This is a genomic window from Brevibacillus sp. AF8 (genome assembly GCF_021270385.1).
Taxonomy (GTDB): Bacteria; Bacillota; Bacilli; order Brevibacillales; family Brevibacillaceae; genus Brevibacillus.
The window spans coordinates 195,320-209,990 of record NZ_JAGQDN010000004.1; the positions used below are offsets into that span (position 1 = coordinate 195,320).

Genomic DNA, 14,671 nt, shown 5'->3' on the forward strand with positions numbered 1-14,671 from the left:
TCACAATGAAAATCATAGATGCGCACATGCATTTATCCCATATCGAGGAATTCAAGCGGACAGCGGCAGAAAAGTCGTTTGTCGATTACTCCGTTGCCGGCCTCTTGCAAGAATATGCCGAGAATGGCGTGATTCTTGGGATAGGCATGGGCTTGACAGAGACTCAGCCAGACGGCTTTCCCGATGTGGAAGCGGTCACTCCCATGGGACTAGACCTGACAGACGAGTTGCCGCCACAATTCGTCTATTGCCTGGGAATCAACCCGTTCAAGCTGGATGAAGCCGCAGTGGCACGCTTGGAAGCTGACCTGCAAACACCCAATGTGGTCGGGTTGAAAATCTATCTAGGCTACTATCCCTTCTACGCCTATGATAGCGTCTATGATCCCGTCTATGCGCTCGCAGCCAAATACCAGGTGCCTGTCGTCTTTCACACCGGCGATACGTACTCGGAGCGCGGGCTCTTAAAATACTCCCACCCTCTCACACTGGACGAGGTGGCGGTGAAACATCGAGACGTCAATTTCATGATGGCCCATTTTGGTGATCCGTGGGTACTCGATGGGGCAGAGGTCGTTTATAAAAACCGAAACATGTTTGCAGATCTCTCCGGCTTAATGGTCGGTGACGCAGCCAATTGCAAGCGACTTTCGGAATCCCCTCTCTTCTTCTCCCATCTGCGACACGCAATCACCTATTGTGATCATTACGACAAGTTTTTGTTCGGAACAGACTGGCCGTTGGCGCCAGTGAAGTCGTATATCCAGTTTGTACAGGACCTAATCCCAACGGAGTATCACGAGGATGTGTTTTACAAGACAGCATTGAAGGTGTTTCCCAAAATCAAGCCGTTGGTTGAGTAGACAATACAAATCCCATGTCTCTTCCTCTCGAAGAAACATGGGATTTTTCATTTGTTCAAGAAAACTTCTTCTATTTACGACAAAAAACGACAGTTTCCGTATTATGATACATATATGCGAGTTTGCTTATACAGCTTTCACCAGTAAAGAGATAGCAAGGTTTCTACTACATTGGGGGAGGACATGTTTCCTTGAAGAAAAAAATTGCCTGGGTTACAGACAGTACCGCACTCATACCTGATCACATCTTGGAAGAGCATGACATCTACGTCGTTCCACTGGAGATTATCTTTGAAGATGGCACTTATGAAGACGGCATTGATTTAGCGCCTGAACAGCTTTATCAAAAAATTGTACAGGCCAATTATGCTCCCAAAACGTCGCAGCCATGCTTAGGAAAATTTGTGACCCTCTACGAACGATTAAAGGAAGAGTATGAATGCGCGATTGCTGTACACCTCTCCTCTGATCTGAGTGGGACCTACAATACAAGCGCCACAGCAGCCAAGATGGTAGACTTTCCTGTCGAGTCGGTAGATTCCAAGCTGATGTCGTACCCGATTACCTCGATTATCTTAAACGGAATCGAGCAAGCCAAAGAGGGTAAAGGCTACCAAGAGATTGCGGCTTCCTTGCGCAAGGAATACAAAAAGTTCGAGAACTACATCCTGGTCGGCAGTCTCGACCAGTTTTACAAGGGCGGCCGAATGACCGGCTTGCAATATTTCATCGGCAATCTGCTTCAGATCAAGCCTATTTTTCAAATTAAGGATGGACTGTTTGAAGTATATGAAAAGGTTCGTACCGAAGGGAAAGCGGTCAAGCGCATGATGGAGCAGTTGGAGAACGCCAAGCAGAATTACACCGTGAAGCACGTGCAGATTTTGCATGGCAACGTTTTGGACAAAGCGCTGGAACTGAAAGAGAAAATTCAGAGCAAGTACTCCGATGTCGAGGTATTGGTTGGACCGATCAGTTCCACGATTGGGGCACATGCCGGGATGGGGACGCTGGCGTTGGCTTGGCGGAATGAATAAGAGTGAAATGGGGCAGTCTCACATGCCAATTTTTTCGGCAAAGAGCTGCCCCCCTTTGACTTTATTTTGGCACAATTTCATCATGTTCCAACCTTAATCACTACATTCCCCTTCTTCCGCCCTGTCTCTACATATCGATGTGCCTCCGGTACTTGTTCCAGCGAATAACGTCTATCAATAACCGCTTTTATCTGCCCTGCTTCCATCAACTCTTTAAGAAAATCCAAATCCTCCGTTCGCACTTTTGCAATCCCTAGCCCATCGACTGTCAGGAATATCCCGTCAGGCGCCAGTGCTTTTACGCAATGGGACTTCGTTGCTTTCCCAACGGCATCAAATATAACGTCATACCGCTCTTCTTTTTTCGTAAAATCCTCTTTCGTGTAATCGATGACGGTATCGGCCCCCAACGATTTCACCAAATCGAAATTGGCAGAGCTACATACCGCTGTCACCTCAGCGCCAAAATACTTGGCAAGCTGTACCGCTGAGGTCCCTACCGCTCCAGAAGCTCCGTAGATCAGCATTTTTTGTCCCTTTTGCAGCTTTCCTTTTCGAAAAAAATGCAAGGCGGTGGTACCCCCAAAAGGAATCGCGGCGGCTTCTTCATGTGTTACATTTGTCGGCTTTACCCCCACGATTGCGTTTTCACGCAGACAGATGTACTCCGCATGCGCACCGCATCGCATCCCGCTTAATGCATAGACTTGGTCGCCTTCTTTAAATCGTTTGACATGTTTGCCGATCGCTTCGACTTCCCCAGATAGCTCCACGCCGAGAATCGGATTTCTCGGTTTTGTGAGTCCGAGCACGAGGCGCATGGGAATCCAGAGCAAGAACGGACTTTTGAAGGCGCGGATTCTACAGTCTCCAGATGTAACCGTTGTTGCATGAACTTTTATCAGGATTTCATTCTCCTTAGGAATAGGCTTCTCTACTTCTCTTAGCTCCAAAACATCGGGCGATCCGTATTTCGTGCAAACCACGGCTCTCATTGACATCCCCCTATCCGCTTTGCCATCAGTATAGCGGGAGTACGGTATTGGAATACAGGTACTTAAGTATTGTTTTGGAATTTACAGCAAGCCTAACTGGCGAGCCCGTGCGACTGCTTCTGTACGCCGCTGTACCTGCAGCTTGTCAAAGATATTCCGGTTATGCCCTTTCACCGTGCTAAGTGCGAGGAACAAGTACCGGGCAATGTCACGATTCGATAATCCTTTTTCGATGAGCTGCAAAATTTCAAGTTCTCGCTCATTAAGCGGCTCGATCAGACGAGGACGGGTAACGGTCTTCAACCGTGGCGGGGGCATATGCAGCTTGGTGGTTACAATTGGAATCATCATAAAAAAATATAAGGATCGATGTCTCTAAGCGTCAACTCCGCCGACTTTTTGATTTACTCGGTATTGGCCCCGCCTCCTTTATTATCTCCCAATCGTGCATGAAACAAAAAAACACGCCGAGCTGGCGTGCTTACATTTTGGTGGCAAGGATGCTATTTCGTTATACGTTTTCCAATAGCCTCCACGAGCTCTTTCGTTGTCTTGGGAAGATTGGACTTCAGAATAGAATTGATCATGGGGCCCTTCACACCATGGGCGGTGATGTCGAGACACCCCGTCATTTTCGTACGTGCCTCCCCCAATGCCTTCGCTTTGAAATAGCCATGCCCAGTGAAATTCCCACTGATCCCCGTCAAGGTAAACTTGACCTCGGTCGGAGGCGTCCATTCGGTGATATCCACCTGCAGGCTGATGGTCTTCTTCATGATGCCGATATCGCCTGTAAACGTCCAAGCGACACGACGTTCATTGATTACCTCGTGGCTGATGTAGCCAGGTACCAATGGAACCCAATTCTCCACTATGCTTACAAACTGCCATACCGCCCCAATGGGCAGGTTCAGCTCCACATCATGTATTCCTTGAGGCATGATTTGCTCATTCCTTCCCCCAGTGTTCTTTGGTATCTTGTTATGTTTATTGCCAGAACACGGGAGATATTTCAGGAATATGGCGGGTTAATCCCACCAAAAATGCCAAACATCCTGTTTCATTAAATAATTGGCGTAATGCCCTAATGAAGGAAACTCATCCAGAACATACTGACAAAAGATGAAATGCTCTCGTGCCAGCTTGAGTGCTTCCTGATGGGTCTTCGGTCTTGAACCAGCTTGAAAAATCCACGTATCCTCTGTCACAGCGAGAATCTTGATCCCATACGCCTCCTGCCAGTGCTTTACGATAACAGACTGGTAAACGGGCAGTGGGCATTCATTATAGCCGCCCATTGGGACCCACAGTGGTGCTTCATAACCGGATGCTATCGGCAATTCCAGGACAATCAGGGCATCATCTTCCAACCGATCCTGCACCCATTTTTCACTTATGCGGAAGGACTCCGTCTCTGTTTCACTCAGTTGTTCATTGAGCAGCTCGTCACCTTCCCATATCAGGGAATATGCCTGATAGATGCCTTCAAAGTTCTTTCCTTCCAAACTTTTCAACTCGGCTTCAATGTCTGTATACAAAAGACGAGACTTCACAATTCGCCGAAAGACATCCTCCACAGATAAGCCATGAACCTCCTCTAGCTGGTTATGTACATAATCAGAGAGTGATCCCTCTTCGTCCACCGCTTCCTCTATCATCTCTAGTATATTATAGCTAGGCAGGACCAAAATGCTGTGCTTATCTTCCTTTATAGCCGGTACCGTGAAATCCTCCGCAGCAACCACTTTTATGTCACATTCTTTTAGGTAATTCGACAACTCCTCTACCATCGTCACACCTCTTTTTTCTGTTGGTTTGAGCAACTCATAGGATTACTCGTCTATTTTACTTCAATTTCCAGAGTGAGTGGAAATGAACAAAAAGCAAAAAAACGCTTGTGTTCGGAGCATTGGCGTAAAAAGTGGGAAGCAAACTGCATCCCTACTCTTTTACTCTGTGCTTCTCGAATAGAATTTCAATTCCATTAATAAACGAGCTACATCAGCCTTTGTCAAAATCTTAGTAGGCTGCCCGGCAATTGAAAGAGCTCCGTTCTTTTCTCCACTCCTTTGTAGCAGCCTGGAAATCATCTCTTTTGCTTCCGCATTTGTGACATTGCGATCTGGATCGAATTGCTTATTGTTGGTGGTAGCTTGTATCAAACCTCTTTCTATCGAATCTTTCACGATTTCATAGAGGGGATGACCTTTATCGATATCCGTAAAAAATTGCTCCTCCCCCGCTACTCCATAATAGTCTGGAAAGAAGTCGTAGGACTCCTGGGCTTTGAGCACAATGCGTAGAAACTCTCCACGGGTAACAGGCTGATCAGGATCAAGATTGCTGTTTGTTACAGGAAAATAACCGTCTTTCACAGCGTACAAAAGCGCCAAATAGTGAGGGTGCGCAGCAATATCCTCTGGAATTTTTGACTGCTTGTAAGCCGTATAGCTCACCCATTCTCCAGAATCCGCATCAACCACACCATCGTCTCCTACCATTCTGTAAACCAGCTTTGGCTCACGACTAACCAGATAGGTTCCCTGTCGCCATTCTGGATATGGCATGAAATAGGTGAGTCGAAGCTCCTTGTTTTCCTTTTCTACCTGCTTTGCTTTTTGTTCATCGATTCTAGGTTTTTGTACCTGAATCATCTCGAGTGGTTGATAGGCTGGAAAAGTGTGCATCCCCTTTACCTCTCCATTTACAGGATCTACGATTACCCCCGTTTCGAGGCCTTGGACAGGTATTCCTTGCTTTAACCAACCAAAAGTAATGTAGTAGCCGCCATTTCGCTGAAACAGCCATTTCTTGCTCTCTTCTGTTGGCGGAAGATGGATCGCATACAGCTCTCCTTGTCGATCAGGATAGAGTTTCTTCATAAAATCGGTCGCAGCTACTTGTGCTTTTTCGTAAGGAATGGGATTGGGATAGATTCGACTCTCTATTTCAGAATGTTCTTCCTCCACCGAAAAAATCGTAACCTCTCCGTAATCATCCATCCCTAACTGGAACTTCATTTCCTTTTCTTTTCCTTGGGCTGGACGAGCATAATAAAAAGACTTTGCACTATTGGAGCTAACCTCCCCAAATCCATTCCATGATATCGCAGTACTGCCCCCAACCTTTGTTTGACGATCAGGTATAGCTTGGAACATCGTACGTGCAATCTCGTCGGCTTTCTCTCTCTTTTCATCATCCATCAGCCTTTTTCGTTCCTTGCCCAACGTTTTGGTTGATGTTCCTAGTGGGATTCGCGACTGCTGACTACTCTCCCCCAAAATCGTCATGGGTTGATCCGTCATCGCATCGATGAAGACCGATGCTTTTTCATCGTAAGCATATGCCAAAATCATTTTTCTATGGGGCAATCCATATTTTCCGATCTGCTCCCCTGTATACACATAATGAAGGGCTGGCTTTACCGCCTCGTCCCACCGTCTATTTGCCTCCTCCGCTGATATGGCTGGAACAGGAGATGGCAACTCTCCATTGTACCATTGGCGACTGTAAGAACCGATTTCACCTTGAGAATCGACGATTACCTGAAGATAGTTCTCCAAGAATGGAATGTCATTTTCTACGCGAACAAAATGAAAAACATGATCCATTACCTGCGGAGGAAGGGAATCGTCAACCTGATATTCATTTGCCTTGGAAATATGCCCTTGCACTTCAGAGGCAACTGTATTTACGAATGCTTCTGCCTTTTTCAAAGCCTCTTTTTCTGAAATGATGTTCACAGCCGTTTCTTTTGGCTTATCAACTGTAGATTTTGCAAACCGGACCAATTTGCCTGTTGTTGCGTCTATATCTATGAATAGACTTTCATTCCCGTCTTTATCTTTGACCCAATAGCTCGTCCAAACCGCTCCGTTTTGACCAAAAGCGACTGTATCGTTAAGATAGATATCTTCCACAACGTAACCCTTTGTATCGATAGGTATCTTTTTCATGAGTGAGATAGCCTGTTCCTTTGTAAGATAAGAAGCAGGTTCCGCTGCAAATGCAGTTGTCACGATACCAGTTTTTTCATTCATCGTTGGTACGCTGGAAAAAAAACAGCCCATGATTGCTAGCATTGTTGCTGATTTTATGAAAAGAGAACATTTCATCATCTCACCCTGTTTTATATATTTCTCTTGATTATACCAGCAACAGGAAAATATGTTTGTATTTTCATCATGAGGGATCACAAAAAAACTGCACCCCATTGTGAAACATAGAAACGAGAGGTGCAGTTTATAAGCTTATTCACTTTCCATCATGGAGACATTTTGCCTGATTTCATTCAGAACTTCTTCCCAGTGAAGCTTCATTTGCTCCCTTGTGTTCATGTCATCCAAGTTTTCTTGATGAAAACTAATGGTCGTTCGGTCAGGCTTGTCGGATATCAGCCGGATTTGCAATGTGGACGGCTTTTCCCATTCCTTCATCGACCACTTCAACCGAAACTGCCGAAATGGCTTTACAACACGAAATTGACCCGATATTCCATCGCTGGAAGTAAAGGCCTCCCCCTCGCTAAAGCTAAGGCTCGGTACATGTCCAAGCCATAACTTCACCCCTTCGGACGAGGTTAAAAACGCCCATGCCTGTTCCGGGGTAATGGGCATCGTCCTGCGTACACCTACCTGGAAGCCTGTCCCTGCCGTTTGACCAACAATTTTGGGTGATTCGGTATTTTGCTTCTTCATCGGGACACCTCGCCAATCAAGTTTGTTAGCAAGAACTTTCACGAATACCAAGAATCGCGTAACAAATGAAAATAAATGACTTGAAATCCCTTCAAAAACTTATGTAAATTGTAAACAATCGCCAATAAAATGTCACTCATAAACGGAAGACCAAGTCGTTGATTCCCTGAGGAGGAGCATGACCATGACGAATGAAGAGGTAAAAGGAATCGTTGAAAATTATGTGCAGGCCTACAATTCATTTGATGTCGAAGGTATAGTGAGACACTTGCATACGGATATTGTTTTCAGGAATTATTCCAACGGACAACTGGACACAGAAACAAAAGGAATAGAAGCGTTTAGAGAGCTAGCTGAAAAGTCTGCGAAAATTTTCTCGAGTCGGCGTCAGACCATTCTCGCCTGCCTCGTGATGGATGACAGAGCAGAAGTGCAAATTGATTATGAAGGAATACTCGCGATTGATTTGCCAAACGGACTTAAGGCTGGAGATACGCTCCAATTAAAAGGGAAATCGATTTTTATGATGAAAGAAGGAAAAGTCTCCCTGATTGAAGATTACAGTTAAGAACACGTCAAAAGAAATACACCGCCCTCATGATATCGACACAGGAATGACCCGAATTTGTTCACTTTCTTCATCAAAAAAAATGTTAGGATAGAGGCATCACTTCATAAAAAATGAGGAGAGTCACAAGTGCGGGTACATCCAATTTACTTTTTACGTCTTACAGGCCTACTCGATGGCCTTTCCTTATTAGTATTGATGGGCATCGCGATGCCCTTGAAATACGTGTGGGGCTTAGACAAAGCTGTAACCATCACAGGAAGTATTCACGGCGGGATTTTTTGCTTGTATGCTCTGGCGATACTCTATGCGGCCATTCGCGTGAGATGGAGCCTGCTCTGGCCTCTTGCTGCGTTACTCGCCGCTTTTGTACCGTTTGGGAACTTCTTTCTGGATCGCAGACTGAAAACGGCACAGGATATGTATCCTCTGAAGCCGTTTAACAATGCCGTGCTCGTATACGGCATCGTTTTTTTCTCGTTCTTTGATTTGTTCTCGCAACTGCCGGTCATGAGTACATTTGCTGCTTCCGTAGGCGCCAGCTCATTTGTGATAGGCTTTGTCATCGGTCTGTATTCGTTAGCCAATACCTTTGGCAATATTATCTCAGGCATGCTGACAGATAAGGTTGGGCCATCCAAGCCACTGTTGATCGGATTGGTTTTATCGAGCTGTGCCTTGCTGCTGTATCACATTGTCGATCAGCCGTTTCTGTTAGTTATCGTGCGAATCATTCACGGATTTGTCGCCGGTTTGATCGTTCCTGCTGCTTTCACTTTCTCTGCGAATAACACTTCACATGAGCAGCAAGGACGAAAGGTTGCTTTCACCGGTACCTTTGTGGGACTCGCGGCGATTATCGGACCTGCATTCAGCGGGATTATGGCAAGCAAAACCTCCGTGCCTTTTGTCTTTACATGTGTCGCTGTTATGGGCTTTTTCCTAGCCATCCTGTCCGTCATTTTTCTGCGATCCACTAAGGCCTGCAAGAAAGAGAAGCTTAAGAAGGACATTCCGACCTCAGCCTTGATCTTCAATGCTGGGATTATCAAAGCTTACGGCGGTGCCTTTTTGCTCATGTTTTCACAAGGTGTGATCGCTTACCTTTTGCCCTTGCATGTGCAATCGCTTGGATACGATTCGAAATTAAGCGGTACATTAATGAGCACTTTTGGGATGATTGCTGTCTTGCTTTTTGTCCTTCCGACCAACCAGATTTTTGATCGCGTGGCCCCTTCCAAAACGATGTCCATCGGAATTGGCTTCATGGGCGTGAGTCAGTTGCTTATTGGTCAATCCAACACGACATTGGCCCTGTATTGCATGTTAGGACTATATGGGATAGGCTTTGCTCTCTTGTTTCCTTCTGTCAATACGATGCTCATTCAATCGACGCCGCAAGAATTGCGGGGGAAAGCACACGGTTACTTATACGCCTTTTTCTCTCTCGGTGTGGTCGTCGGCTCAGGCCTGTTAGGTTGGCTGCCCTTCTCCATCGAGGAAGGGTTTCTGTTCACAGGATGTCTGCTTCTCGTGTTTGCCGTTTTCATTGCCATGCATAAGCAGCGAGAACGCTTGCTGAATCAACAAAATAATCGATAGCAGCCATCGTTTATACAACAAAACCTCCTCAACCACTAAGCTAGTGGCGAAGGAGGTTTTGTGCTACTGCTTTCAACCGCGGAATCACTGCGAATCAGGCATGCAGCCAACAAGCCAATTCCTAGTACGATTGCAAGCAAGACAAAAGTAAGTTCATAGCTGCCAACATTCATAAAACGGATGGACAATATCGGCCCAAGACTTGTTCCCGAAAACAGGATAAACGTATAAACCGAAACCGCAATTCCCCGCGATTTGCCCCCTAGCTGTCCAATAAGCGTGATCACGGAAGGAACAGATAGCGCAATTCCGGCAACGAAAAGCACACTCGTACCGATCAAAAGAGACAAGTTAGATATTAGACCGAGGGAAGCCATACTGATCACTGCCAGACCTAATCCGAAGCGTAGCACGGTACGTAAGCCAAACCGTTTTGCCAGCCCGCCCGCCAGCGGAGAAATAAGCATGCCCACTATACCAATCGTTCGAACAAGCAGAATCTCCTTGTTGCTAAGCCCAAAATCAGATCCCGCCAAATAACTGCCCAAGACCGTATACATATTAACAAATGACATAAGCAATACAAGAGCGATTATGTAGCCCAAGACGATATTTTTTTGTTTGAACAGGGAGGGAATTCGCTTAATCGGCTCCCACATATTAACGGTAGCAAGGGGACTCTCTTCTTTTGGCAGCCACCTCATCACCACGAGCAGCGTCACGAAATAGATAGCAGCAAGCATATAGAATACGGCGTGCCAACTGTATTGTTGACTCATTACGGTGCTGAGCACTTGACCAATGATTCCTGCCGCCAAAAATCCCGTGCTGATAAATCCGATTGCCGTTACCCGCTTTGCCACAGGGAACATTTCCACCGCATAGGCGAGTGCAACAGGCGAGAACGTAGCAGCGGCAGCACCTTGCAAGCCCCTGAGTACAATGATCCATACGAAATCATTTGCACTACCAAGCAACAAAGAAAAGAGAGCCAGGGCAATCATCCCGATCACAATAACGTTCTTGCGGCCATACTTTTCGGACAACGGTCCATAAATCAGGCACCCTATGGCAAACCCAACCGAAAATGCGCTGCCTACTGCTGCAGCCTGTGTCAACGTAATACTGAAAAGATCGGCAAATATGGTCATAAGGGGAATCGTAACGTATAAGCTCGACATGACGACGATTCCAGACCAGCAGAGGATTGCCGTCATGAGTGAGTAGTTTCGCTGTAACATCGCACACCTCTTTTTCAAATTTTTACACACATTATAGTTAGATTATCTAATTATATTCACAAAAAAATATGATCTTATCTTCCCACCCCCAGTTTCTCTTCCATGCTGTTATTTAACTTCATCAAGATTTTTTCCAACAGCATCCGTTCTTCCTCTTCTAATTCGCTCATAATGGAGGAGCAAGCAGACCAAAAAACCGGCAGTACGCTGGTTACTAATTCTCTGCCTTCTTGCGTGATTTTGACATGAATCTTGCGACCGTCCAGCTTGCTTTGCTCCCTGATGATCCAGTGCCTTTTTTCCAGCCAGTCCAGCAAAGCTGTAACAGAAGCACGCCGAATACCCAGCCTGTCTGCAAGCGAAGAAGGGGTGATAAGTTCCCTGTCTTTATGTAACGTAAGCAACAGCAATACGTCCCATTTACACTCCGTTATGCCGAATTTCTCCAAATTCAAATCAATGACGTCTATGGCGTTATCCCCCAGCCATAGCATCAGTAGCCCCAAATGAGCCAATTTGCGATCCGTATTTTGCGGAGCTGTTTTTTCCATCAGATGCAAATATGGCTGAATACCAAGTTTCGGCAATTGATCGGATGTTTGCTCACACTTGTTTTTTCTGCTCATAATCCACCTTGAATATAATTAGATTATCTAACTAAAATCAATGTAACGGATTTATTTGGATTTTGCAACCCCCCCTGGCAAGACGAAAACCGAGATCATCTATTCGAAACGTGGGGTGACTGCGTCTGCGGCACGTCGCCCCACATCCTCTGGCCTCTTCCGCCCAACTGCCACCGCGAAAAATTCGGTAGGAGCCGTAGACGTTTACATCGTAAAGGTCCCAGCACCACTCCCAAACATTCCCCAACATGTCGTAGAGCCCCCACGCATTCGGCAGTTTTTGTCCTACCGCATGTGCTGTACCTTCAGCATTCCCTTCGTACCATGCGATCTCATCCAGCTCGCCGTACCGATAACCGCCCGTCCCTGCTTTGCAAGCGTACTGCCATTCCGCCTCTGTCGGCAGTCGGTAGCCATCCGCTTCCTCGTTCCAACCAACACACTCACCATCTTCACTGATCGAGTAGCATTCCGTGAGACCTGCTTGCTGAGAAAGCAGATTGCAAAACGAAATTGCATCGTTCCACGAGACATTCACGACGGGAGCCTCTGGGTGGTCACTCGGTCCAGCTGCTTTTTGTACAAGCGAGAAGTATAACGCATTCGTAACAGGAACCGGTGCGAGTAAAAAAGCGTTCACCTCGGTTGTCCATGTCGCCTTGATCCGATCGTCTCGTAATTCGATATGCCCTGCTGGGATGCTCACCATGGTGGACGGTCGCTCCATCTCTATTTCACCTGGCTTAACTTCTCGATCGCCTGCTCTTCGGTCGGCAAGAAAAAGATGTCGTTTCCGTTGTTCGATTCATAGATGAAGTCTTTTAGACTTTTACTTGTGTACACCGAAAAATCTCCTACAATTGCCACTTTTACCCGATAATTGATGAACTTCTGAAGGATTTCGCCAGCAAGGCGTGTTTTCAAATCGAAAAAGCTTTCGTTGAGCAATGATTTGTTGAGAATGATACGCTCACTGTCTGCTTGATAGTGTACTGTTGCTATCAGGTCCAATGCGGACTGCACATCCTCTATAATTACCTCGCTACCACTCACAATGGCAATATTTTTCCCGCCAGCTTCTATCTTTGTAATATTCATGTGTACCCTCCTCATCTTCTATTGGTCATCTGCCTTACAAAGTCCTCACAAATATATCGGTTGTCTTCACCGTTTGCTGGCGAAACCCTCGCCACTCGAAAGAAGCTCAAGCCCACAACCATCGCCATGAGTCCGTAGGCAGCGCTTTGTGAATCCTCTACAGACATAAGCCCGGTTTGCTTGCCGTATTCAAAAATCTTGGTGATACCCTGCAAATCTCTCTTATAACTATTCGCAACTACTTCTTGCAGCTTGGGGTCCAATGCGGCTTTGGAGAAGAATTGGACAAAGAGTCTTGCTTGATCTTCATGCGGGATGTACATCTCAGCGATGCCATCCAGCTGCGAAACATTGATCCGTTTTTCCTTGTCGTTCACGTATGGCGGCAAGATATGCGCAAGCGTAACATCCATCATTTCCTGGGCGGTCATGGTGTTCTCAATGTCAGCTTCGATTTTCAAGCCATAATAGGCCAAGAATGCCTGAAAGGCTTCACTCGTCAAATTATCCTTATTCTTAAAGTAATACGTGACGACACCCTTTGAGCAGTCCGCATACTCCGCCACCTTATCCAACGTCATGCCATCAATCCCGTGATTGCTAATACAAGTAAGGGTCGCATTGATGACATCTGCTCGGCGCTTTGGTTCCATTCCTAATTTGGGCATGATCTTACCTCTTTTATTTATACTGTACGGTCGGAATAAAAAAAGTGTACACCATCATTTTCCAATTTGTCAAACAAAGAGGGTCCACAACAAAAAAACACGCTTACGCAGCGTGTTCCATCATGACGTTACATGGCAAGTGCTTGGCGACTGATCCGATATTGTCCCGGTGTCATACCCGTCCATTTCTTGAAAGCATTTTGAAAGGCGCTTGGATCTGAAAAATGCAGCAGGTAGGCAATCTCTCCGATGGAATGCTCCCCTTGCTGTAAATACCCCATTGCCATTTCTTTGCGGACATTCGTGGACAATTCATGATAGGAAGTGTCCTCTGCCTTTAGTTTCACTTGCAGGGATCTCGTGCTCATATGAAAAGCAGCGGCAGTCTGCTGTAAGGTCGGGAAAGCCGCAGGCATACATCCCATCATCCATTGAAACACACGGTCCGAAAATTCCCGCCCCCTGATCAGCCTCTCTCTACTTGCTTCCGCGATTGGTTCAAAAGCTTTGCGCAGCCGGACATCTGAATACAGAATCGGGTATTGCAAAACTTCTTTGCCTACCAAGAGCCCATTTTCTTCTTCACCAAAGTAAGGCTTCATCCCGAACACATTCACATAAGGTTCGATATCCGTCGTAGCGTCATGTGTGAATTGTATCGCCTGTAACGGAATAGACCGATGGCTCATACGGACGATCAAATGGTACAAGGAGCTGACCATGTCCTCCATGCAATGTCGAGAAACGCTCCCAGGGCTTTGTCTATGAAACCGCAGGAAAACATGGTTCCCCCGCTCTTCCCAATCCAGCTCGTACCCGCTGCAAAGGATCACATGATATCGCTGATAAGCCTTCAATGCATCGACGATTTTTTCCGAATGCATCATGACATAGCCAAGAATGCCCAGATCGGCAATATCAGTTAACTGCCCTTGATGCAGTCCGAGATGGTCATCTTGCGTGTAAATGGCCGCTTCCTTCATCAAACGCTCGAGCTCCGCTTCATCAATGCGCGCCTCTACATCTTTTAGCAAGCTGCTATCGAAAGAAATATGCTCACAAAAGCGTTCAAAATCAAGCTTCTTGTGAGTAATTGTTTTCATAATCGGATACACCATCGAAATCGCAAACCCATGCGCATTTTCCAAGTACGGAACCTCCTTTGCGTAAATCCACAACATTTATGCGCTCTCGATCATTCCTCTGTTTCCTTCCACACGATATGCTGAATACAATTCAGTTTACCACGATCTGTCGCTTATGGAATCAACACTAC

The 14,671-nt window shown here is 46.1% G+C and carries 15 protein-coding genes and 1 pseudogene; 4 read left to right on the forward strand and 12 right to left on the reverse strand.

Going from position 1 to position 14,671, the window contains the following annotated elements; all coding sequences use genetic code 11:
* The first annotated feature begins 5 nt into the window (after positions 1–5).
* On the forward strand, positions 6–863 hold the full coding sequence (locus tag KB186_RS08935; RefSeq protein ID WP_173608823.1) for an amidohydrolase family protein: 858 nt from the start codon (positions 6–8) through the stop codon (positions 861–863).
* A 191-nt stretch (positions 864–1,054) separates the two neighbouring features.
* Positions 1,055–1,900, forward strand: coding sequence for a DegV family protein (locus KB186_RS08940; RefSeq protein ID WP_173608824.1), 846 nt, complete (start codon positions 1,055–1,057; stop codon positions 1,898–1,900).
* An 80-nt stretch (positions 1,901–1,980) separates the two neighbouring features.
* On the opposite strand, the gene KB186_RS08945 is transcribed toward KB186_RS08940, so the two are convergent.
* The 6 genes and pseudogenes from KB186_RS08945 to KB186_RS08970 all read right to left on the reverse strand — a co-directional run bounded on the left by KB186_RS08945 (position 1,981) and on the right by KB186_RS08970 (position 7,592).
* Positions 1,981–2,895: an NAD(P)-dependent alcohol dehydrogenase gene (locus KB186_RS08945; RefSeq protein WP_173608825.1), complete on the reverse strand. Its 915-nt coding sequence runs from the start codon at positions 2,893–2,895 to the stop codon at positions 1,981–1,983.
* An 81-nt stretch (positions 2,896–2,976) separates the two neighbouring features.
* A pseudogene (locus KB186_RS08950) lies at positions 2,977–3,174 on the reverse strand (response regulator transcription factor); the annotation flags it as partial.
* A gap of 224 nt (positions 3,175–3,398) precedes the next feature.
* The gene (locus KB186_RS08955) at positions 3,399–3,836 is read right to left on the reverse strand and encodes an SRPBCC family protein (RefSeq protein ID WP_173608826.1); all 438 of its coding nucleotides are present in this window, start codon (positions 3,834–3,836) and stop codon (positions 3,399–3,401) included.
* An 87-nt stretch (positions 3,837–3,923) separates the two neighbouring features.
* The gene (locus KB186_RS08960) at positions 3,924–4,685 is read right to left on the reverse strand and encodes a DUF4253 domain-containing protein (protein ID WP_173608827.1); all 762 of its coding nucleotides are present in this window, start codon (positions 4,683–4,685) and stop codon (positions 3,924–3,926) included.
* Between the two features lie 159 nt (positions 4,686–4,844).
* Positions 4,845–6,935: an S-layer homology domain-containing protein gene (locus KB186_RS08965; protein ID WP_173608828.1), complete on the reverse strand. Its 2,091-nt coding sequence runs from the start codon at positions 6,933–6,935 to the stop codon at positions 4,845–4,847.
* A gap of 210 nt (positions 6,936–7,145) precedes the next feature.
* Entirely contained in the window at positions 7,146–7,592 is a 447-nt protein-coding gene (locus KB186_RS08970; protein WP_232773441.1) for an SRPBCC family protein, read from the reverse strand.
* Positions 7,593–7,776: 184 nt separating this feature from the next.
* Between KB186_RS08970 and KB186_RS08975 the strand changes: the two genes are divergently transcribed.
* Together KB186_RS08975 and KB186_RS08980 are read left to right on the forward strand one after the other, a co-directional pair.
* Positions 7,777–8,160, forward strand: a complete 384-nt coding sequence (locus tag KB186_RS08975; protein WP_232773442.1) for a nuclear transport factor 2 family protein — start codon at positions 7,777–7,779, stop codon at positions 8,158–8,160.
* Positions 8,161–8,289: 129 nt separating this feature from the next.
* A complete protein-coding gene (locus tag KB186_RS08980; RefSeq protein WP_173608831.1) occupies positions 8,290–9,762 on the forward strand; it encodes an MFS transporter in 1,473 nt (490 codons plus the stop codon).
* A 35-nt stretch (positions 9,763–9,797) separates the two neighbouring features.
* Here KB186_RS08980 and KB186_RS08985 read toward each other — a convergent pair whose 3' ends face one another.
* The 6 genes from KB186_RS08985 to KB186_RS09010 form a co-directional block, all read right to left on the reverse strand.
* On the reverse strand, positions 9,798–11,003 hold the full coding sequence (locus KB186_RS08985) for an MFS transporter (protein ID WP_173608832.1): 1,206 nt from the start codon (positions 11,001–11,003) through the stop codon (positions 9,798–9,800).
* A gap of 74 nt (positions 11,004–11,077) precedes the next feature.
* Complete coding sequence (locus tag KB186_RS08990; protein WP_173608833.1) at positions 11,078–11,629, reverse strand: MarR family winged helix-turn-helix transcriptional regulator; 552 nt, start codon at positions 11,627–11,629, stop codon at positions 11,078–11,080.
* A gap of 37 nt (positions 11,630–11,666) precedes the next feature.
* Positions 11,667–12,356, reverse strand: coding sequence for a formylglycine-generating enzyme family protein (locus tag KB186_RS08995; protein ID WP_232773443.1), 690 nt, complete (start codon positions 12,354–12,356; stop codon positions 11,667–11,669).
* 2 nt (positions 12,357–12,358) lie between these two features.
* Complete coding sequence (locus tag KB186_RS09000; protein WP_232773444.1) at positions 12,359–12,727, reverse strand: DUF4180 domain-containing protein; 369 nt, start codon at positions 12,725–12,727, stop codon at positions 12,359–12,361.
* 11 nt (positions 12,728–12,738) lie between these two features.
* Entirely contained in the window at positions 12,739–13,395 is a 657-nt protein-coding gene (locus KB186_RS09005) for a TetR/AcrR family transcriptional regulator (RefSeq protein ID WP_232773445.1), read from the reverse strand.
* 128 nt (positions 13,396–13,523) lie between these two features.
* The gene (locus KB186_RS09010) at positions 13,524–14,543 is read right to left on the reverse strand and encodes an AraC family transcriptional regulator (RefSeq protein WP_232773446.1); all 1,020 of its coding nucleotides are present in this window, start codon (positions 14,541–14,543) and stop codon (positions 13,524–13,526) included.
* Positions 14,544–14,671 lie beyond the last annotated feature (128 nt).

Excerpts from the sequence above, each read along its gene's own strand:
- KB186_RS08990 (WP_173608833.1), bottom strand. The coding sequence starts at position 11,629 with ATGAGCAGAAAAAACAAGTGTGAGCAAACATCCGATCAATTGCCGAAA.
- KB186_RS08935 (WP_173608823.1), top strand. The coding sequence starts at position 6 with ATGAAAATCATAGATGCGCACATGCATTTATCCCATATCGAGGAATTC.
- KB186_RS08970 (WP_232773441.1), bottom strand. The coding sequence starts at position 7,592 with ATGAAGAAGCAAAATACCGAATCACCCAAAATTGTTGGTCAAACGGCA.
- KB186_RS08945 (WP_173608825.1), bottom strand. The coding sequence starts at position 2,895 with ATGAGAGCCGTGGTTTGCACGAAATACGGATCGCCCGATGTTTTGGAG.
- KB186_RS08960 (WP_173608827.1), bottom strand. The coding sequence starts at position 4,685 with ATGGTAGAGGAGTTGTCGAATTACCTAAAAGAATGTGACATAAAAGTG.
- KB186_RS08955 (WP_173608826.1), bottom strand. The coding sequence starts at position 3,836 with ATGCCTCAAGGAATACATGATGTGGAGCTGAACCTGCCCATTGGGGCG.
- KB186_RS08975 (WP_232773442.1), top strand. The coding sequence starts at position 7,777 with ATGACGAATGAAGAGGTAAAAGGAATCGTTGAAAATTATGTGCAGGCC.
- KB186_RS08965 (WP_173608828.1), bottom strand. The coding sequence starts at position 6,935 with ATGAATGAAAAAACTGGTATCGTGACAACTGCATTTGCAGCGGAACCT.
- KB186_RS08995 (WP_232773443.1), bottom strand. The coding sequence starts at position 12,356 with ATGGAGCGACCGTCCACCATGGTGAGCATCCCAGCAGGGCATATCGAA.
- KB186_RS09005 (WP_232773445.1), bottom strand. The coding sequence starts at position 13,395 with ATGCCCAAATTAGGAATGGAACCAAAGCGCCGAGCAGATGTCATCAAT.
- KB186_RS08985 (WP_173608832.1), bottom strand. The coding sequence starts at position 11,003 with ATGTTACAGCGAAACTACTCACTCATGACGGCAATCCTCTGCTGGTCT.
- KB186_RS09000 (WP_232773444.1), bottom strand. The coding sequence starts at position 12,727 with ATGAATATTACAAAGATAGAAGCTGGCGGGAAAAATATTGCCATTGTG.